Here is a 20,226-nt window from a genome sequence, read left to right as displayed (position 1 = left end):
GGTTCTCATGGCAACAGACATGACCACGCCAACCCCCTGCTACCACTGCGCCCTGCCCGTCCCAACCGGCAGCCGCTTCACCGCCGCAGTCCTCGGTGAAACCCGCGAGTTCTGCTGCCCGGGTTGCCAGGCCGTGGCTGAAGCGATCGTGGCCGGTGGGCTGGAAAGCTACTACCAGCACCGCAGCGAGTCATCGGCCAACCCCGAAGCGTTGCCGGTGCAGTTGGTGGATGAGTTGGCGCTCTACGACCGTGCCGATGTGCAAAAGCCTTTCGTACGCCATGACGGTGAGCTCGCCGAAACCACCCTGTTAATGGAAGGCATCAGCTGCGCCGCCTGCGGCTGGCTGATCGAAAAACACCTGCGCGCCCTGCCCGCGGTGGCCGAAGCGCGACTGAACCTGTCCAACCATCGCCTTCACGTGCGCTGGGCCGACGCGCAATTGCCGTTGAGCCAAGTGCTCAGCGAATTGCGCCACATCGGTTACGCCGCGCACCCATATCAAGCCGACCGCGCCAGTGAACAACTGGCCAGCGAAAACCGTCTGGCCTTGCGCCAACTCGGTGTCGCCGGTTTGTTGTGGTTCCAGGCGATGATGGCGACCATGGCCACCTGGCCGGAATTCAACATCGACTTGAGCCCCGAGCTGCACACCATCCTGCGCTGGGTCGCGCTGTTCCTCACCACGCCGATCGTGTTTTACAGTTGCGCGCCGTTCTTCAAAGGGGCGATGCGCGATTTGCGTACCCGTCACCTGACCATGGATGTGTCGGTGTCATTGGCAATAGGCAGCGCCTACATTGCCGGGATCTGGACCTCGATCACCGGCGTCGGCGAGTTGTATTTCGATGCGGTGGGAATGTTTGCGTTGTTCCTGCTGGCCGGGCGTTATCTGGAACGTCGCGCCCGGGAACGCACCGCCGCCGCTACCGCACAGCTTGTAAACCTGCTGCCCGCCTCGTGCTTGCGTTTGAGTACTGACGGCCAGAGCGAGCGGATCCTGCTCAGCGAACTGCGCGTCGGCGATCAAGTGCTGGTGCACCCGGGCGCGATCCTGCCGGCCGACGGCAAGATCCTCGATGGCCAATCGAGCATCGACGAATCGCTGCTGACTGGCGAGTACCTGCCGCAACCGCGCACCCAGGGCGACGCGGTCACCGCCGGCACCCTGAACGTTGAAGGTGCGTTGACCGTGGAAGTGCTGGCGCTGGGTCAGGATACACGTCTGTCAGCCATCGTCCGCCTGCTGGACCGCGCCCAGGCCGAGAAGCCGCGACTGGCGGAAATCGCCGACCGCGCCGCGCAATGGTTCCTGTTGCTCACGCTGATCGCATCCGCCTGCATTGGCCTGTTGTGGTGGGAACTGGATTCGTCGCGAGCCTTCTGGATTGTCCTGGCGATGCTGGTTGCGACGTGCCCGTGCGCCTTGTCGCTGGCCACGCCCACCGCCCTCACCGCCGCCACCGGCACGCTGCACAAACTCGGTTTGCTGCTGACGCGCGGTCATGTGCTGGAAGGTCTGAACCAGATCGACACGGTGATTTTCGACAAGACCGGCACATTGACCGAAGGTCGCCTGGCCTTGCGTTCGATCCGCCCTCTCGGCGCGCTCGATAGCGATCAATGCCTGGGTCTCGCCGCCGCCCTGGAAAACCGTTCCGAACATCCGATCGCCCGTGCATTTGGCCGGGCGCCGCTGGCGGCCGAAGAAGTTCTCAGCACGCCGGGGCTTGGCCTTGAGGGCCTGGTCGGCACGCAACGCTTGCGTATCGGCCAGCCGGGTTTTGTCTGCGAACTCAGTGCCGCTGCTGTACCGGTGATGCCCGATGAGGCAGGCCAATGGTTGCTGCTCGGCGACAGCCAGGGCCCGCTGGCGTGGTTTGTCCTTGATGACCGTTTGCGCGCCGATGCACCGGCGCTATTGGAAGCTTGCAAAGCTCGCGGCTGGCGCACATTGCTGCTGTCGGGCGATACCTCGCCGATGGTCGCCAGCGTGGCTGCAGAACTGGGCATCGACGAAGCCCGGGGCGGTTTGCGTCCGGACGATAAGTTGCAGGTCCTGCAACAACTGCACAAGGAAGGCCGCAAGGTGTTGATGCTCGGTGACGGGGTCAACGACGTGCCGGTGCTGGCCGCTGCCGATATCAGCGTGGCGATGGGTTCGGCCACCGATCTGGCGAAAACCAGTGCCGATGCAGTGTTGCTGTCGAACCGTCTCGACGCGCTGGTGCAAGCCTTCAGTCTGGCGCGGCGCACCCGTCGGGTAATCATCGAGAACCTGCTGTGGGCCGGGCTGTACAATGGCCTCATGTTGCCGTTCGCCGCCCTCGGCTGGATCACGCCGGTATGGGCCGCAGTCGGCATGTCCATCAGTTCGTTGACCGTGGTGCTGAACGCCCTGCGCCTGACTCGCCTGCCGAGCACGCCAGCCGCCCGCACCACGCCAGAAACCCGCCCGCTGCCGGCCTGAGCCGCGCGGGCATGGAGCCTCACCATGCCAGCTCTCTACGTGATGATCCCGGCCGCGCTGCTGATCGTCGCTATCGCGGTCTATATCTTCTTCTGGGCGGTCGACAGCGGTCAGTACGACGACCTCGACGGCCCGGCCCACAGCATTCTGTTCGACGACCAGGACCCTAACCACAAGGCTGCGGTCGACGAAGCCAGCGGCCATTCGGCCACACCGGACGACAAGGCACCGCCTCATGCTTGAGTTGGCGCCACTGCTGGTGTCTGCGGTGATTCTCGGCCTGCTCGGCGGCGGGCATTGCCTGGGCATGTGCGGCGGCTTGATGGGCGCGCTGACCCTGGCGATTCCCAAGGAGCAACGCAGCCGCCGCTTTCGCCTGCTGCTGGCCTATAACCTTGGGCGAATTCTCAGCTATGCAACGGCCGGGCTTCTGATAGGCCTGGCCGGATGGGCAGTCGCCAACAGCCCGGCGGCGATGTTCATGCGCGTGATCGCCGGACTGTTGCTGATTGCCATGGGCCTGTACCTCGCCGGTTGGTGGAGCGGCCTGACCCGGATCGAAAGCCTCGGGCGCGGCCTGTGGCGACATATCCAGCCGGTTGCCAACAAACTGCTGCCGGTGTCGAGCCTGCCCCGCGCATTGCTGCTGGGAGCGCTGTGGGGATGGCTGCCGTGCGGGTTGGTTTACAGCACGCTGCTGTGGGCGGCGAGCCAGGGCAATGCGCTGGACAGTGCGTTGCTGATGCTCGCGTTCGGGCTCGGCACCTGGCCGGTGCTGCTGGCCACCGGGCTGGCGGCTGAGCGGGTCACGGCGTTGTTGCGCAAGCGTAGTGTGCGGATGGCCGGTGGGTTGCTGGTGATGGTATTCGGCATCTGGACGTTGCCGGGGCCGCATCAGCATTGGCTGATGGGGCACTAGATCGGCGGTGCGGCCTTCGCGGGCAAGCCTCGCTCCTACAGGGGATTGCGATCCCTTGTAGGAGCGAGGCTTGCCCGCGAAGAGGCCCTCACTGACAACACAAATCCTGACCGTTGATGCAAATCAAGATGCCCCAGCGTCGCACCCCATAGACTCGCTGACACAGCCAGCCTATCCGGGGGAATGCCCGCATGATGCTCGACGCCATTCGTTGGGACACCGATCTGATCCGCCGTTACGACCTGGCGGGACCGCGTTACACCTCTTACCCGACTGCGGTGCAATTCGACGGGCAGGTCGGCACGTTCGACCTGTTCCACGCCCTGCGCGACAGCCGCAAAGCCCTGCGCCCATTGTCGCTGTACGTGCATGTGCCGTTCTGCGCGAACATTTGCTACTACTGCGCCTGCAACAAAGTCATCACCAAGGACCGTGGCCGCGCCCTGCCCTATTTGCAGCGCCTTGAGCAGGAGATCCAGCTGATCGCCTGCCACCTCGACCCGGCACAAAAAGTCGAACAACTGCACTTCGGCGGCGGCACCCCGACCTTTCTCAGTCACGACGAACTGCGCCAGTTGATGGCTCAGTTACGCAAACACTTCAACCTGCTGGACGATGATTCCGGTGACTACGGCATCGAAATCGACCCTCGCGAAGCCGATTGGTCGACCATGGGCCTGCTCCGTGAACTGGGCTTCAATCGCGTCAGCATTGGCCTGCAAGACCTCGACCCGGCGGTGCAACGGGCGGTCAATCGCCTGCAAAGCCTGGAAGAAACCCGCGCCGTGATCGACGCCGCCCGGACCCTGCAATTTCGCTCGATCAACATCGACCTGATCTACGGCTTGCCGAAGCAGACGCCGGAAAACTTCGCCCGCACGGTCGACGAAGTCATCGCGCTGCAGCCGGATCGGCTCTCGGTGTTCAACTACGCGCACCTGCCGGAACGCTTCATGCCGCAACGGCGAATCAACAGCAACGAACTGCCGACGCCGGCGCAGAAGCTGGAAATGCTCCAGCGCACCATCGAACAACTGACCGCTGCCGGTTACCGTTACATCGGCATGGACCACTTCGCCCTGCCCGATGACGAGCTGGCGATTGCCCAGGAAGAATCAACCCTGCAGCGCAACTTTCAGGGCTACACCACTCACGGCCATTGCGATTTGATCGGGCTTGGGGTGTCGGCCATCAGCCAGATCGGCGACCTCTACTGCCAGAACAACAGCGACCTGAACCAGTACCAGAACGCCCTCGCCGTCGCGCAATTGGCGACCAGCCGCGGCCTGATCTGCAACGCCGACGACCGCGTGCGGCGGGCGGTGATTCAGCAGTTGATCTGTACGTTCACCCTGGAGTTCGCGGACATCGAACAGGCCTTCAACATCGATTTTCGCGGTTACTTCGGTGAACTGTGGCCTCAGCTACTGACCATGGCCGATGATGGCTTGATCAGCCTCGACAACGAGCGGATCAGCGTACTGCCCGCCGGTCGCTTGCTGGTGCGTTCGGTGTGCATGGTGTTCGATGCCTATTTGCAACAGCACAATCACCAGCGGTTTTCCCGGGTGATCTGATGGCTGGGAAACAGGTTTCTTGCACGATTGCGGATGCTAGCCTGACGGCCGCCGAGCGCGGCCTTTTATCGTCATGCGACAAAAACGGCACAAACTGGCCTGAATGTCCTCCCGTGAGTTACCCTTACGGCTTATGTGTGTTTTCCCACAAGGATTGAAGAAATGTCCGAGCCAGTAAAACTGCGCGCTCACAGCCAGGCCCATTGCAAGGATTGCAGCCTGGCTCCCCTCTGCTTGCCACTTTCTCTGAATCTGGAAGACATGGATGCGCTGGACGAGATCGTTAAACGTGGCCGCCCGCTGAAAAAAGGCGAGTTTCTGTTCCGCCAGGGCGACACCTTCGATTCCGTTTATGCAGTTCGCTCCGGCGCTCTCAAGACCTTCAGCCTGAGCGATGGCGGTGAAGAACAGCTCACCGGTTTCCACTTGCCGAGCGAACTGGTCGGCCTGTCGGGCATGGACACCGAAAAGCACCCGGTTTCGGCGCAAGCCCTGGAAACCACGTCGGTGTGCGAAATCCCCTTCGAACGCCTTGACGAACTGGCCCTGCAACTGCCGCAACTGCGCCGTCAGCTGATGCGTGTCATGAGCCGCGAGATTCGCGACGATCAACAAATGATGTTGCTGCTGTCGAAGAAAACCGCCGACGAGCGCATTGCCACGTTTCTGGTCAACCTTTCGGCACGTTTCCGCGCCCGGGGTTTCTCGGCCAACCAGTTCCGCCTGAGCATGTCGCGCAACGAAATCGGCAATTACCTGGGCCTGGCGGTGGAAACCGTGTCCCGGGTGTTCACGCGCTTCCAGCAGAACGAACTGATCGCCGCCGAGGGCAAGGAAATCCATATCCTCGACCCGATCCAGCTCTGCGCGCTGGCCGGTGGCTCGCTCGAAGGCTGACAGCAACAATTGCGGCTGAGCGAAACGGTTCAGCCGCCGTTATACTGCGACGTTTGCAGCCTGCCAGGATTCTTCGACTATGGCCTTCGACGCCTTCGACATCAAATCCCTGATCCGTCCCGTGATCGACTTCCCCAAGCCGGGCGTGATCTTTCGCGACATCACGCCGTTGTTCCAGTCGCCAACGGCCCTGCGCCTGGTGATGGACAGCTTCGCTCATCGTTATGTCGAGGCGGACTTTACGCATATCGGCGCGATGGATGCGCGTGGTTTCCTGATTGGCTCGGTCCTCGCCTATCAGTTGAACAAGCCGTTGGTGCTGTTCCGCAAGCAAGGCAAACTGCCGGCCGACGTGTTGGCCGAGGGTTATGCCACCGAATACGGTGAAGCCTTTCTCGAAGTGCACGCCGACAGCTTGTGCGAAGGTGACTCGGTGGTGATGTTTGATGATTTGATCGCCACCGGCGGTACGCTGATTGCGGCAGCGAACCTGATTCGGCGCATGGGCGCGCGGGTTCATGAAGCGGCGGCGATTATTGATCTGCCGGAGCTGGGTGGGTCGCAGCGGCTGGAAGAGATGGGGATTCCGACTTTTTGCCTGACGCAGTTTGCGTTGAGCGAGAAGTAGACGGCGTCCTCACTGACGCCTTCGTGGGCAAGCCTCACTCCTACACGATCAGGGTCGTGTCGGATATTCGGCTTCGACCGAAAACCGTAGGAGCGAGGCTTGCCCGCGAAGGCGCAAGCCGCTACACCAAAAGACTCAAAGCCCCATCTGCTTACTGATGATCTCGTTCATCACTTCCCGCGTCCCGCCGCCAATCGACAGAATCCGGTTATCCCGATACAGCCGCTCCACCAGACTCTCGCGCATGTACCCCAAACCACCCAAAATCTGCACCGCATCCGTCGTAATCCGGTCAGCCGTGTCGGTCGCAAAATTCTTGGCCATGGAAATCTCCTTGATCACACTCTGCCCCGCCGCCATTTTTGCCGCCTGACGGTAAGTGAACTCCCGCGACACCTCCAATGCCGTAGCCATTTCCGCGAGGCGATGTTTAAGCACCTGGAACTTGCCGATGGGTTTGCCAAAGGCTTCGCGCTGACGCGCCCATTTCAGGCTTTCCTCCAGCGCCAGCTGCGCCGTCATGTTGGCCATCAACGCCAACGCCAGGCGTTCGCTCTGGAAGTTGCCCATGATGCAGGCGAAGCCCATGTTCTCGGAGCCAATCAGATTTCCCACAGGCACCCGGCAATCATCGAAGAACAATTCAGCCGTGTCCGACGCCCACCAGCCCATTTTCTTCAACTGACGGCCGACGGTGAAACCGGGCGTGCCCTTTTCGATCAGCAGCAGACTGATGCCACCGAAACCCGGTTCACCGGTGCGCACCGCGACGGTGTAGAAATCCGCGCGGACGCCACTGGTGATAAAGGTTTTACTGCCGCTGACCCGGTAAAAATCGCCGTCACGCACGGCACGGGTTTGCAGATTGGCCACATCGGAGCCGCCGCTGGGTTCGGTGACGGCCAGCGCGCTGATCTTCTCGCCGGCCAGCACTTGCGGGACGACACGATCACGGACTTCAGGCCTGGCCCACTTGAGAATCGGCGGCAGGCCGATGTCCAGTGAACCGAGGCCCGCCACCAGACCGCCGGAGCCGCAGCGCATCAGCTCTTCGCTGGCAGCGACCTTGGCGAACACATCACCTTCGTGGCTGCCGCCCAGGGATTCGGGATATCCAATCCCCAGGATCCCCGCTGCACCGGCCTTGAGGTAGAGCTCGCGGGGAAAACTTTCAGCTTCCTCCCACTGATCAATGTCCGGAAGAATCTCACGCTCGACGAAACGTCTGACGCTGTCGCGGACCAATTGGTGGCTGGGATCGAAGTATTCCTGAAAGGCAGGCATCGGCGAGCTCCACTGAAGGTTCAGCGAAGTTAACCGAGCGCTTGCTTGGTTTTCAATAGAATTGTGTGAATCAGAGGGACCGAGCCGCGGCCTTCGCGGGCAAGTCGGATCGCCGCACCGCTCGCTCCTACAGGGTCACTGGTCCTTCTGTAGGAGCGAGGCTTGCCCGCGAAGGCTTCAGTGCAGACACCCCAAATTACAAGACGATCGGCTTACGCCCCGCAAACGAATGCGCCAATGTCCCGCCATCCACCAGTTCCAGCTCACCCCCCAACGGCACCCCGTGGGCGATACGCGAAGCAATCAAACCTTTATTGCTCAGCAATTGGGCGATGTAGTGCGCCGTCGCCTCACCTTCCACGGTCGGGTTGGTGGCCAGGATGACTTCAGTAAACGTGCCCGCCTCCTCAATCCGCGCCAGCAGCTGCGGAATACCGATGGCTTCCGGACCCAGCCCGTCGAGCGGCGAGAGATGGCCCTTGAGCACAAAGTAGCGACCCCGGAAACCGGTCTGCTCCACGGCGTACACATCCATCGGACCTTCCACCACGCAGAGCAAGGTGTCGTCACGACGAGTATCGGAACATTGCGGGCAGAGGTCGTCTTCAGTCAGCGTGCGGCACAACCGGCAATGGCCCACCCCTTCCATCGCCTGGCTCAGTGCCGACGCCAGTCGCGAACCACCGCTGCGATCACGCTCAAGCAGTTGCAGCGCCATGCGCTGAGCAGTTTTCTGACCGACACCCGGCAAAATTCGCAGGGCATCGATCAGTTGGCGAATCAAAGGGCTGAAGCTCATGGGGAAACGTCCGACAAAACAACGAGACGCGGTTTATACCCGCGCCTCTGTTTAGCGTCAATTATTCAGTCTTGAGCGACCCGAACCACCAGTTTGCCAAAGTTGCGTCCTTCCAGCAGACCGATGAAGGCCTCGGGTGCATTCTCAAGGCCATCGACCACGTCTTCGCGGAATTTGACCTTGCCGTCTCGCACCCACGGCGCCATGGCGCTGATGAACTCCGGCTGACGATCACCGTAGTCGTCGAACACGATAAAGCCCTGGATTCGTACGCGCTTGGTCAGCAACGTGCGCTGCAATTGCGGCAGGCGATCCGGGCCGGACGGCGCTTCGTGGGCGTTGTAGCCAGCGATAAGGCCGCAGAGTGGAATCCGTGCCTTGGCATTGAGCAGCGGCACCACCGCGTCGAACACCTTGCCGCCGACGTTCTCGTAGTAGATATCGATACCTTCGGAGCACGCCTGAGCCAGTTCATCGGCGAAGTTCGGGCTCTTGTGGTCGACGCAGGCATCGAACCCCAACTCCTCCACTACATAGCGGCATTTTTCCGCTCCACCCGCCACGCCAATCACGCGCAGGCCTTTGATCTTCGCCACTTGGCCGACCACCGAGCCCACCGCACCCGAGGCGGCGGCGACCACCAGGGTTTCGCCAGCGTTGGGCTGGCCGATGTCCATCAGGCCCATGTACGCGGTCATGCCCGGCATGCCCAGCACACCCAGGGCCATTGACGGGGTCGGCAAACCGCTCGGCACTGGAATGATGTTGCGGCCATCGCTGATGCTGTGGCTCTGCCAGCCGGTGGCACCCACCACCAGGTCGCCTTCGTGGAATTTCGGATTCAGCGAGCGCTCGACGCGGCTGACAGCGCCACCGGTCATCACCTCGCCGATTTCCACCGGCGCGGCGTAGGACGGCGCGTCACTCATGCGACCGCGCATGTAGGGGTCCAGTGACAGGTATTGAGTCTTGAGCAGGACCTGGCCGTCGGCCAGGTCTGGCAACGCGACCCGCTCCAGGCGGAAATTCTCCGGCGTCGGCGCGCCTGTGGGGCGGGACGCCAGGACGATACGTTGGTTGAGGGTCAATGCGTCTGGCATGTGAGCGTCTCCTTTGATCGATGAATTCGGCGGTATAGGGGAGCAGACCTTTGTGGTGGCAGGGCGTTCGATGTTTCGTCAGTTGTACCGAGGTGAATTCTTCGCGGGCAAGCCTCGCTCCTACAGGAGTTCGCGATCCCATGTAGGAGCGAGGCTTGCCCGCGAAGGTTGCTTCACAGGCGCTACATTTCCAACTGACAGAAACAAAAATGCCAGGCGCGATGCCTGGCATTTTTTGTAGCTTATCCGATGCGCTTTGGCGAATCAGAACGGCAGTTTCATCCCCGGCGGCAGTTGCATGCCAGCGGTCATGTTGCCCATTTTGTCCTGGCTGTTGGCTTCGATCTTGCGCACGGCGTCGTTGACGGCGGCGGCGAACACCGCTTCCAGCATCTCTTTGTCGTCTTCGCTCAGGCCTTCAACCAGGCTTGGGTCGATGGTCACGCGCTTGACGTCGTGACGACCGGTCATCACCACAGTGACCATATCGCCGCCGGCTTTACCGGTGACTTCGGCGTTGGCCAGTTCTTCCTGCATCTTGGCCATTTTTTCCTGCATCTGCTGCGCCTGCTTCATCAGGCCGGCCATGCCACCTTTCATCATGGGAATCACCTCAAAAGTACTTGGATTTAAACAGCGCCCGGCGTTTGGGGCCGAACGCCTTCAGTTATTAGCCCTGACTGACCAGGGCTTCGACAGGTTCAATAGTATCGTTACGGACCACCGCACCGAACTGCTGCATCATTTGCTGGATGAACGGATCACCGTGGATTGACTCCTCGGCCTCGCGCTGACGGTTGACGCGGCGCCGGGACGCGGCCTGGGCCGGGGTTTCCTGCTCAGGCTTGATCAGCTCCATGGTCAGGGTCAGCGTACGCCCGTGAAACTGGTTCAACGCATCGTTGAGACGACGTTGCTGGGTCGCGTTGAACAAGGCGCTGTGGGCCGGGTCCAGGTGCAACAGCCAGTTGTCGCCATCGACAGCGATCAGGGTGCAGTTGGCGGCGATGCTGCCGGTCATGCCCGAGATCGGCAATTTCGGGAACAGCTCCAGCCATTGCAGGGCCAGACCGGTGGCGGGCATGGCGGCCGGCTCAGGCTCGGGTTCCGGCGCGGGTTCGGCGGCGTGTTCGCTGGCCAGTTCATCGAGGTAGCTGTAAGCCGAATCCATGTCCGGCTCGATGTAGTCTTCGTCCAGCGGCGGCTCGTCATCCAGGTCTACGCCCGGCGTGGCGGCATCGACGTCGGCCACCGAAGGCTCCGGGATCGGCGCTGCGGCCCACTCCGGCGCGTCCGGCACCACGCTGTCAGGCGTCGGCAACGGCATCGGCGGCAGATCGGGTTGTTCGCTGGCGGTTTCCAGGACCGGCTCGACGGCGGGTTGCTGGACGGGTTCGGGCTCGACCGGGTCATTCCACGGCAAGTCGACCACCGCTTCGACCGCGAGAGGCTCAACCACAGGCTCGGCCATGACAACGGGCGCAACCGGTTCCGGCTCTGGAGCAGAAACCGCCGCAGCGACGGGTTCAGGCACAGGCGCAGGGGCAACTGCCGCAGCGACTACCGGCGCCACAACCGGCGCGGCAGCCACTGAATTTGCGGAATCAACTGTGGCCTGGCTGATCCCCACTGGCTTTAGCGGTTGCCTCGGGGCGTCCGCGGTGTCCGCCGGTCGGAACGCGAGCATTCGCAGCAAGACCATTTCGAAGCCACCACGGGGGTCCGGCGCCAGCGGCAAGTCGCGGCGGCCGATCAGGCCCATCTGGTAATAGAACTGCACATCTTCGGCCGGTAAGGCCTGAGCCAGTGCCAGTACCCGATCGCGGTCGCCCTGGCCGTTGTCGACACCTTCAGGCAACGCCTGGGCGATGGCGACACGGTGCAGCACGTTGAGAATTTCCGAGAGCACGCCGTTCCAGTCCGGGCCTTGCTCGGCCAGATGGCGAACGGCTTCGAGCAAGGCCTTGGCGTCGCCTTCGATCAGCGAATGCAGAACGTCGTAGACCTGACCGTGATCGAGCGTGCCGAGCATTGCCCGCACGTCGGCGGCCATGACCTTGCCTTCACCGAAGGCAATGGCCTGGTCGGTCAGGCTCATGGCGTCACGCATCGAGCCGTCGGCGGCGCGACCCAGCAGCCACAGTGCGTCGTCTTCGAACGGCACGTTCTCGACGCCCAGCACGTGGGTCAAATGCTCGACCACACGCTCCGGGGTCATGTTCTTCAGGGAGAACTGCAGGCATCGCGACAGAATGGTTGCAGGAAGTTTCTGCGGATCGGTCGTCGCCAGGATGAACTTGACGTAGGGCGGCGGCTCTTCGAGGGTTTTCAACAGCGCATTGAAGGAATGGCTGGAGAGCATGTGCACTTCGTCGATCAGGTAGACCTTGAAGCGCCCGCGGCTCGGTGCGTATTGCACGTTATCGAGCAGCTCGCGGGTGTCCTCGACCTTGGTCCGGCTCGCGGCGTCGATCTCGATCAGGTCGACAAAGCGACCCTCGTCGATTTCGCGGCACACCGAACACTCGCCGCAAGGCGTCGAAGTGATACCTGTTTCACAGTTCAGGCATTTGGCGATGATCCGTGCGATGGTGGTCTTGCCGACCCCGCGCGTACCGGTGAACAGGTAGGCATGGTGCAGCCGCTGGCTGTCCAAGGCATTGATCAGAGCCTTGAGCACATGGGTCTGGCCGACCATTTCGCGGAACGAGCGCGGACGCCATTTACGTGCAAGAACCTGATAACTCATCGAAAACCGTCGCAACGAAGGAACAGAAGCGGCTAATGCTAGCGGAGCAAGGCCAAAATTGCATCCGGTGCGCTCGTCTAATCTGGCTAAGATGCACTTTGGGGGGCTTTTATCGGCTCAGGTTTGCGATGTACCGGAGCGTTTATGCGTTTTGCCTTGGGGGCACTGCTGTGGATAAGTCTGAGCGTCGCTGCCGCTGACGCGCCGCTACGTTTCGTGGTGCCCGACAGTTGGGCGATGCCGATGGTGCAACTGGAGCGCGGACAAGTGACCCAGGGCATCCTGTTCGACGTGATGCTCAGCCTCGCGACCCAGGTCGGCGTGCCGGCCGAGTTTCATGTGCTGCCACGGGCGCGGGTGCAAAACGCCATGGAACACGGCGAGGTCGATGTCCGCTGCTATGCCGCGCAGTCCTGGCTGCCGAATCAGTCCGGAGACTACATCTGGAGCATTCCGCTCTGGTTTCAGCGCGACATGCTGATCAGCCGACAAGATCCGCCAACCTCCGTGGTGCTGGCGAACCTGCCGCCACAACCTGTCGGCACGGTAAATGGCTACAGCTACCCGACTCTGCAACCCCTGTTCGATGCGAACCGACTGCATCGCGAAGACGCGCGCAACCAGGAGCAAGTGCTGGAAAAACTCTCGGCCGGGCGCTATCGCTATGCCGTGAGCAATCAATGGACACTGGACTGGTTCAATCAGCGCCTGTTGCCCGACCAGCAACTCAAAGGCGTGGCGGTGTTGCAGGAACAAAGCGTCGGTTGCTACGTGCGCAACGACCCCAAGGTGCCGGTGCAACGCATACTGCGCACGTTGCTGCGGATGAAAATGTCGGGGGAGATTGATGACATTATCCGGCTCTATATAGGTTCCGAGCCCGGTACACCTTAAGCGAATCTTCTGATCGACACCGGTCCCTTGTAGGAGTTAGCCTGCTCGCGATAGCGGTCTGACATTCAACATTGATGGTGACTGACATACCGCTATCGCGAGCAGGCTCACTCCTACAGGGGTCCGGTGGTGATTTCAAGACTTCAGCCAACCTGATCCAGCACCCGCCATTGCAGTGGCGCGACAAACCCCGCCACCCACGCCGGCACCTCGGCGGGAGGCATTGGCCGGGCGATGAAATAGCCCTGGGCAACTTCACACCCCAGTCGCAGCAGCAACTCCCCGTGCTCGATACTTTGCAGCCCTTCGGCAATCACCTGCCGGCCAAACGCTCGGGCCAGACCGATCACCGCTGTGGTCAGCGCCAGGTCATCGCGATCATCCAGAATGTCGCGCACAAACGATTTATCGATCTTGATGGTTTGGGTGCGCAAACGCTTGAGGTAGCTCAGCGACGAATAGCCGGTGCCGAAGTCACCCAATGAAAACTGCACCCCGAGTGCCTGACAGGCCTGCAAACAGGCGCTGACGTGCTGGATATTCTCGATCGCCACTGACTCGACGATTTCCAGGTCAAGCATCTGTGGGGCAACGTCGGCATGCCGGGCGAGGACATGCCTGAGGCGGTCGACGAAATCCGCGCGCTGAAAATGCCGTGCCGCGATGTTAATGCTGATCGGCCAGCCCTGCCCCGCCTGCTGCCATTGGCGCAACTGCGTCAGAACCTGATCCATCACCCATTCGCCGATGTCGACGATCAGGTCCGTCTCTTCCACCAGCGGCAAAAACTCCCGTGCCGGCACCAGGCCATTGTGCGGATGCTCCCAGCGCAACAACGCCTCGAAACCGACCACCACGCCAAGGCGCATGTTGACCTTGGGTTGAAAATGCAGACGCAACTCATCGGCGGCGAGCGCCTGGCGCACTCGCTCGACCGTCTGGTGAGTGGCCTTGACCTCTTGATCTCTGGACACGTCGAACAGATGGAATCGGTTGCGACCGCGCTGCTTGGCCACGTACATGGCCTGATCGGCGTGACGCAACAGGGTTTCGGCATCTTCATTATCGAGGGGAAACAGCGTGACGCCGATACTGGCGAACACATTGATGTCCTTGCCATGCAAGGTGTACGGCGCCGAGACTGCCCCCAGCACCCGATTCAGCGCCGCGCGCAATTCCGGCAGATCCCGCACGTAACGCAACACCAGCACGAACTCGTCGCCAGCCAACCGCGCGACCACATCTTCGCCACGCACGATGTGGCGCAAACGCTTGGCCACTTCCACCAGCAACTGATCGCCACTGGCGTGGCCGTAGCCGTCGTTGACCGCTTTGAACCCGTCAAGGTCGAGCATGCAGACGGCGAGCGGGATGTTTTCCTGTCGGGAGAACTCCAGCGCCTGGTCCAGCAGATCCGAGAGGAACGCGCGATTGGGCAGCCCGGTCAGCACGTCATGGCCGACCCGCCATTGCAGGGAATGCAATAACTGGCGTTTTTCGCTGATGTCGAAACGAATCGACAGGTAGCGATCAATCCGTCCGGTGGCATCATTGAGCACCGGCACCATGGTACTTTCGACCCAGTACAGGCTGCCGTCCTTGGCGCGGTTACAAATATCGCCCTTCCAGACGTTGCCCAGCGCGATGGTGCGCCACATGCCAGCGAAAAAATCAGCGGTGTGTACGCCGGAATTGAGGAGACGATGGTTCTGCCCGAGCAACTCGTCGCGGCTATAGCCGGACACGGCGCAGAACTGATCGTTGACGTGGGTAATCCGGCCGCTCAGGTCAGTCTCGGAAAAAATGGCGGCGGCATCCACGGCCCTGCGGTAATTCTCATCCATGAATCAGGCTCGCTGTCGCTAGCGGTGGGACTGCGCAAACACGTTTTCACTCCATGACCAGCATTTGCTGACTTCGCAGAACCGAAGATCGGCTAGTCTCAAAAACCTCGTGCAAGGCTGGCAAGGGAGCGCAATGCTGGCGGTTTCGCATCGCCCATTTTCTGGAAACAGGTCACCAAACACCCCTTATTGGCGGCGATTCTACGAAATGCATCACATTTTGCAAAGCGAGGTGATGAATCATGCAGTTGCCTAATGCAAAAATCTATCGTTAAGTTCTTGATTCTAAATGGGAATTGAGCGATGCAAATTTCAAGTTTGGGTCCAGCCATCCGACGCTACCGCAAGGTCGCGGGGCTTACTCAGGCTGAACTCGGCGAAAAAACCGGTTTTGACCCCAAAACCATCAGCCGCTTTGAAACCGGAACCTATACCCCCAGCGTTGACGCCTTGTTTCTGCTTGCCGAGGTGCTGGGCGTAAAGCTGAAAGCCTTTTTCGCAGATTTAGGCGATGAAGATGAACAGCGGGCGTATCTGTTCGGTGTCATTCACAAAGCCACCCCGAAGGATCTGGGAAAGCTGATTGCAGCGGTTGACCAGGCCTTGTCCAAGCCTTAGTGCCAGAAATAAAGAACAAATGCCGGAAATGAAAAAAGGAGGCCGACGTGTCTGATACGACACGCCGGCCTCCTTTTTATGTTCATTCTGAAAATCGGAAACGACAAAAAACCGCCTGGGACAAGCGCCATGGCAGCACGACAAAACAGGTATTTTCAGAGAGATAACGCGAGAGAGGACTCGCGGTGCGTTATGGAGGCAACCCCACCAGCCACACCCCGGCACACAATGTTCCCGCTGTGGCTGCTTCCTTCCGGATCTGACCAGGTTCACGGGTAATCGTTGCGGGGGGACCGATGGGGTCACCATAACGACGCTCACCTGACGGCGAGCCGCGCCATTGTACCTATCTGAGACGAAGTTACAACCGTTCGGGGGGATTAAAAAATATGTGCTGCTTCAAGGACATGCAAAACCTGAAGAACACCGCAGTCATGTAGCAGCTGTCGAGCCTGCGAGGCTGCGTTCGGCTGCGAAGCAGTCGTAAATCCGGTATGCGCGGTTTACCTGAAAAATCGAGTCGCCTGATTTTACGACTGCTTCGCAGCCGAACGCAGCCTCGCAGGCTCGACAGCTGCTACAAACGAACCCAGGCGCCGACATCTCCTAAAGGTCTTGCACCACCTCATCCGCCCTGCCGCCCTCTTGCTGGATCACCAGGTGAATGAAGTGCAGCTTGGCTATCACCGCTGGCGGAAGGACGAACGGATAGAAATCCGGTTGCCCCATGCTGCGCGACAGCTCGTTGAGCATGCCGGCCAATTCGATCCATGCGTTGACGAATGACAGGAACGCCGCGCCGCCGGGATGCTGCGGATCGTAGAGCGTCTCGGACGGAAACGGCTGGTAGTCGAAATCCATCTCCCGCGCACTCATGCCAAACCCCAGCGCCGTGTCCACCGCGTCCATCATGTGCAGGTAATGCGCCCAGGTTTCCGCCCAGTCTTCCCAAGGATGCATGGTGGCGTAGGCGCTGACGCACTGTTGCTGCCAGTCGGGTGGTGCGCCTTGCTGGTAATGGCGCTCCAGAGCGTCGGCGTAGCTGGCACGCTCATCACCGAACAAGCTGCGGAACGACTCCAGCCAAGGGCTATCGGCGATCAACCGGTCCCAGTAGTAATGCCCGACCTCATGACGAAAATGCCCGAGCAGCGTGCGATATGGCTCGTGCATTTGCACCCGGACCTTCTCGCGATGGGCGTCGTCGGCTTCCTTGATATCGAGGGTGATCAGACCGTTGGCGTGCCCTGTGGTCGGCGGCTTGCCTTCAAGGTCGACGCCGATGAAGTCGAAGGCCAGGCCGGTCTGTTCGTCGACGGTTTTTGGAATCACCTGCAAACCCAGGCTGATCAACTGTGCGACCAGACGACGCTTGGCGGTTTCGACCTTGCGCCAGCGGTCGTGGTTTTCGGCAATCGACAAGTCAGGGATGGTGCGATTCAGGCTACAGGCGATGCACAACGCATCGTGGTCATTGGCCGGCAGCAGCCAATTGCACGCGGCCGGGGAATCGAGGTTGGCGCAGCGCCGGAACAGGCCGGCTTCGGGATCGGCGTGGAGCAGCCAAGTGTCCGCCTGTAAGCCTGGCTGCAGCGACGACAAGCGGCTCTGCTCCGGCTGATAACCCAGCGCTGCCGAACAGGCCAGGCACTGGCTGTTGCGAAAGAACAGCGACTGCCCGCAGCGACAATGCCAGACCATGCTGTTGCGCGAAATTTCGCCCATGAAGGGCGCGGCGATGCGTGAGCTGAGCTGTTCGAAGAAGCGGTACATGGCGATATCTCCCTGGGGCTTGCCAAGACTAGATCATCCTTGCGTGCAGATCGTTCCCGCGCCGCGATGAAGCAAGCCTGGCACGGACAATGTGGGAGTGAGCCTGCTCGCGATAGCGGTGGACCAGTCACCCTCCATGCCGCCTGTAACGGCCTCATCGCGAGCAGGCTCACTCCCACAGGTTTTGAATTGCCAAGTCTTAATCCAGCTTGCCGTGCTCGCGCAATGTTTGGATAAGCCCATCTTCATCGAGAACCTTCAATCCAAGCTCATTAGCCTTGGCCAACTTCGAACCCGCACCCGGCCCAGCCACCACACAATGGGTCTTGGCCGACACCGAACCCGCCACCTTGGCGCCGAGGCTTTCGAGTTTGTCCTTGGCGATATCACGGCTCATCAATTCCAGCGAACCGGTCAGCACCCAAGTCTGACCAGCCAGCGGCAGGCCTTCGACGACCTTCTTCTCGCTCTGCCAGTGCATGCCGAAATCGCGCAACTGCTTTTCGGCAGCCTCAGCAATCTGGCGATTTTCTGCCACGGCAAAAAACTCGCGAACCGAGTTCGCCTGCTTCTCCGGCAATGCCTGACGCATGTCCAGCCAGTCCGCGTTCATCACCGCTTCCAGCGAACCGAACTTGTCCGCCAGCTTCTGCGCACCACCCGGCCCGACCGAAGGAATGTGCAGCTTGTCGAGGAAACCGCCCAGCGTGGTGCTGGCGGCAAACTCGGCACCCAGCTCGCCCTGATCCTGAATCTGCAAACCGTGCTTGAGCAGATCCGCAATCACCTGTTGGTTGTGCGCATCCTCAAAGAAGCTGTGGATCTCATGAGCCACTTCCAGACCGACATCCGGCAAGTACGTCAACACTTGCGGCAACGCCTGCTGAACCCGCTCCAGCGAGCCGAGGGAACGCGCCAGCACCTTGGCCGTCTCTTCGCCGACATCCGGAATTCCGAGGGCGTAGATGAACCGTGCAAGGCTCGGCTGCTTGCTGTCTTCGATGGCGCCGAGCAGGTTCTTGCTCGACAGTTCGGCAAAGCCTTCCAGATCGACGATTTGCTCGAACGTCAGGGCGTACAGATCGGCCGGCGAGTTCACCAGCCCTTCGTCCACCAACTGCTCGACGCTCTTCTCGCCCAAGCCTTCAATGTCCATCGCGCGACGGGAGACGAAGTGAATGATCGCCTGCTTGAGTTGCGCACCACAGGCCAGTCGACCGACGCAGCGGTAGACCGCGCCTTCGCTGACGGTCTCGCGACCCTTGCTGCGTTTGACCAGTTGCGTGCGCTCGACATGCGAGCCGCAGACCGGGCACTTCTCGGGAATCTGCACCGCACGCGCGTCATCCGGACGACGTTCCATGACCACCTGAACTACTTGCGGAATCACATCACCCGCGCGGCGAATGATCACGGTGTCGCCGATCATCAAGCCCAGACGCGCCACTTCGTCCATGTTGTGCAACGTCGCATTGGCCACGGTGACACCGGCGACCTTGACCGGTTTCAAGCGCGCCACAGGCGTCACGGCGCCGGTGCGGCCGACCTGGAATTCCACGTCGAGCAGTTCGGTGAGTTCTTCCATGGCCGGGAATTTGTGGGCAATCGCCCAGCGCGGTTCGCGAGCACGGAAACCCAGTTCACGCTGGGAGGCGATGCTGTTGACCTTGAACACCACGCCATCGATTTCATAGGCCAGCCCGTTGCGGCGCTCACCGATGTCGCGGTAGTAATCCAGGCACTCGTCAATGCCGTGCGCCAGTTTCAGCTCACGACTGATCGGCATGCCCCATGCCTGGAGCTGCTTGAGATTACCGATGTGCGTGTCAGCGATGTCCGCCGAAATCTGGCCGATGCCATAGCAGCAGAACTCCAGAGGACGGTTGGCGGTAATCTTCGAATCCAGTTGACGCAAGCTGCCCGCCGCTGCGTTGCGCGGGTTGGCGAAGGTCTTGCCGCCGACTTCCAGTTGCGTGGCGTTCAGCCGCTCGAAACCGGCCTTGGACATAAACACTTCGCCGCGCACTTCCAGGGTCGACGGCCAGCCCGTGCCTTGCAGCTTGAGCGGGATATTGCGCACGGTGCGCACGTTGACGCTGATGTCTTCGCCGGTGGTGCCGTCGCCGCGGGTCGCGCCGCGTACCAACACGCCGTCTTGATAAAGCAGGCTGACCGCCAGGCCATCGAGCTTCGGTTCGCAGCTGTATTCCACCGCCGCGCCGCCGCCAAACAAGTCGCCGGCCGGCAGGTCGAGGCCTTCAGTCACCCGGCGATCGAACTCGCGCATGTCGGTTTCTTCGAAGGCGTTACCGAGGCTGAGCATCGGCACTTCGTGACGCACCTGAGTGAACGCTGACAGCGCCGCGCTGCCGACGCGCTGGGTCGGCGAGTCGCTGGTGATCAGCTCTGGATTGGCCGCTTCGAGGGCCTTGAGTTCGTGGAACAGCCGGTCGTATTCGACGTCCGGAATGCTCGGCTCGTCCAGCACGTGATAACGGTAGTTGTGCTGATCCAGCTCAGCGCGCAGCTCTAGAATGCGGTTTTTGGCGGCGGTCATGGGTGTTCTCTCATAAAGCAAAAGAGCAGCCGAGGCTGCTCAATCTGTAGATTTTTGTAGGAGCCAGGCTTGCCGGCGAAGGCGTACTTGAGATCGCCTTCGCCGGCAAGCCTGGCT

Annotated in this window: 16 protein-coding genes and 1 other RNA gene; 8 read left to right on the top strand and 9 right to left on the bottom strand. The window is 61.0% G+C overall.

Translation table 11 applies throughout. The annotated features are described in order from the left end of the window. The first annotated feature begins 19 nt into the window (after nt 1–19). The 6 genes from ACYZTY_RS07995 (at nt 20) to ACYZTY_RS07970 (ending at nt 6,491) form a co-directional block, all read left to right on the top strand. Nucleotides 20–2,470: a heavy metal translocating P-type ATPase gene (locus ACYZTY_RS07995; protein ID WP_461957994.1), complete on the top strand. Its 2,451-nt coding sequence runs from the start codon at nt 20–22 to the stop codon at nt 2,468–2,470. Nucleotides 2,471–2,494: 24 nt separating this feature from the next. Then, the gene (gene ccoS, locus ACYZTY_RS07990; RefSeq protein ID WP_461957993.1) at nt 2,495–2,713 is read left to right on the top strand and encodes a cbb3-type cytochrome oxidase assembly protein CcoS; all 219 of its coding nucleotides are present in this window, start codon (nt 2,495–2,497) and stop codon (nt 2,711–2,713) included. Beyond that, nucleotides 2,706–3,389, top strand: coding sequence for a sulfite exporter TauE/SafE family protein (locus tag ACYZTY_RS07985; RefSeq protein WP_461957992.1), 684 nt, complete (start codon nt 2,706–2,708; stop codon nt 3,387–3,389). Before ccoS ends, ACYZTY_RS07985 begins: the two co-directional genes overlap by 8 nt. Nucleotides 3,390–3,583: 194 nt before the next feature. Then, a complete protein-coding gene (gene hemN / locus ACYZTY_RS07980) occupies nt 3,584–4,966 on the top strand; it encodes an oxygen-independent coproporphyrinogen III oxidase (RefSeq protein WP_461959270.1) in 1,383 nt (460 codons plus the stop codon). A gap of 162 nt (nt 4,967–5,128) precedes the next feature. Beyond that, nucleotides 5,129–5,863 carry a fumarate/nitrate reduction transcriptional regulator Fnr gene (gene fnr, locus ACYZTY_RS07975; protein ID WP_090182045.1) on the top strand — a complete coding sequence of 245 codons (735 nt, stop codon included), beginning with the start codon at nt 5,129–5,131 and terminating at the stop codon, nt 5,861–5,863. 79 nt (nt 5,864–5,942) lie between these two features. Next, on the top strand, nt 5,943–6,491 hold the full coding sequence (locus tag ACYZTY_RS07970) for an adenine phosphoribosyltransferase (protein WP_461957991.1): 549 nt from the start codon (nt 5,943–5,945) through the stop codon (nt 6,489–6,491). Between the two features lie 135 nt (nt 6,492–6,626). Here the strand turns inward: ACYZTY_RS07970 and ACYZTY_RS07965 are convergent, their stop codons facing one another. The 5 genes from ACYZTY_RS07965 to dnaX form a co-directional block, all read right to left on the bottom strand. Then, a complete protein-coding gene (locus tag ACYZTY_RS07965) occupies nt 6,627–7,775 on the bottom strand; it encodes an acyl-CoA dehydrogenase family protein (RefSeq protein ID WP_461957990.1) in 1,149 nt (382 codons plus the stop codon). A gap of 196 nt (nt 7,776–7,971) precedes the next feature. After that, nucleotides 7,972–8,574, bottom strand: a complete 603-nt coding sequence (recR, locus tag ACYZTY_RS07960) for a recombination mediator RecR (RefSeq protein ID WP_461957989.1) — start codon at nt 8,572–8,574, stop codon at nt 7,972–7,974. A 65-nt stretch (nt 8,575–8,639) separates the two neighbouring features. Next, nucleotides 8,640–9,674, bottom strand: coding sequence for an NADP-dependent oxidoreductase (locus ACYZTY_RS07955; protein WP_461957988.1), 1,035 nt, complete (start codon nt 9,672–9,674; stop codon nt 8,640–8,642). A 264-nt stretch (nt 9,675–9,938) separates the two neighbouring features. Beyond that, on the bottom strand, nt 9,939–10,277 hold the full coding sequence (locus ACYZTY_RS07950) for a YbaB/EbfC family nucleoid-associated protein (protein WP_109628912.1): 339 nt from the start codon (nt 10,275–10,277) through the stop codon (nt 9,939–9,941). Between the two features lie 67 nt (nt 10,278–10,344). Beyond that, nucleotides 10,345–12,423, bottom strand: coding sequence for a DNA polymerase III subunit gamma/tau (gene dnaX / locus ACYZTY_RS07945; protein ID WP_461957987.1), 2,079 nt, complete (start codon nt 12,421–12,423; stop codon nt 10,345–10,347). A gap of 144 nt (nt 12,424–12,567) precedes the next feature. Between dnaX and ACYZTY_RS07940 the strand changes: the two genes are divergently transcribed. Next, entirely contained in the window at nt 12,568–13,317 is a 750-nt protein-coding gene (locus ACYZTY_RS07940; RefSeq protein ID WP_461957986.1) for a substrate-binding periplasmic protein, read from the top strand. A 143-nt stretch (nt 13,318–13,460) separates the two neighbouring features. Here the strand turns inward: ACYZTY_RS07940 and ACYZTY_RS07935 are convergent, their stop codons facing one another. Further along, nucleotides 13,461–15,161 (bottom strand): putative bifunctional diguanylate cyclase/phosphodiesterase, encoded by a 1,701-nt coding sequence (locus ACYZTY_RS07935; RefSeq protein WP_461957985.1) that lies wholly within the window; start codon nt 15,159–15,161, stop codon nt 13,461–13,463. 303 nt (nt 15,162–15,464) lie between these two features. On the opposite strand from ACYZTY_RS07935, the gene ACYZTY_RS07930 reads away from it, so the two are divergent. Then, nucleotides 15,465–15,779: a helix-turn-helix domain-containing protein gene (locus ACYZTY_RS07930; protein WP_461957984.1), complete on the top strand. Its 315-nt coding sequence runs from the start codon at nt 15,465–15,467 to the stop codon at nt 15,777–15,779. A gap of 202 nt (nt 15,780–15,981) precedes the next feature. Here the strand turns inward: ACYZTY_RS07930 and ffs are convergent. The 3 genes from ffs to ligA all read right to left on the bottom strand — a co-directional run bounded on the left by ffs (nt 15,982) and on the right by ligA (nt 20,109). After that, nucleotides 15,982–16,078: signal recognition particle sRNA small type (ffs, locus tag ACYZTY_RS07925), an RNA gene on the bottom strand. Between the two features lie 307 nt (nt 16,079–16,385). Next, the gene (locus tag ACYZTY_RS07920) at nt 16,386–17,552 is read right to left on the bottom strand and encodes a zinc-binding metallopeptidase family protein (RefSeq protein WP_461957983.1); all 1,167 of its coding nucleotides are present in this window, start codon (nt 17,550–17,552) and stop codon (nt 16,386–16,388) included. Between the two features lie 199 nt (nt 17,553–17,751). Continuing rightward, a complete protein-coding gene (ligA, locus tag ACYZTY_RS07915; protein ID WP_461957982.1) occupies nt 17,752–20,109 on the bottom strand; it encodes an NAD-dependent DNA ligase LigA in 2,358 nt (785 codons plus the stop codon). Between the last annotated feature and the right edge of the window lie 117 nt (nt 20,110–20,226).

The sequence above is a fragment of the Pseudomonas sp. LB1P83 genome (assembly GCF_054897885.1).
The sequence above is the reverse complement of the archived record's forward strand: the minus strand, read 5'-3'. Positions and strand labels throughout refer to the sequence as shown.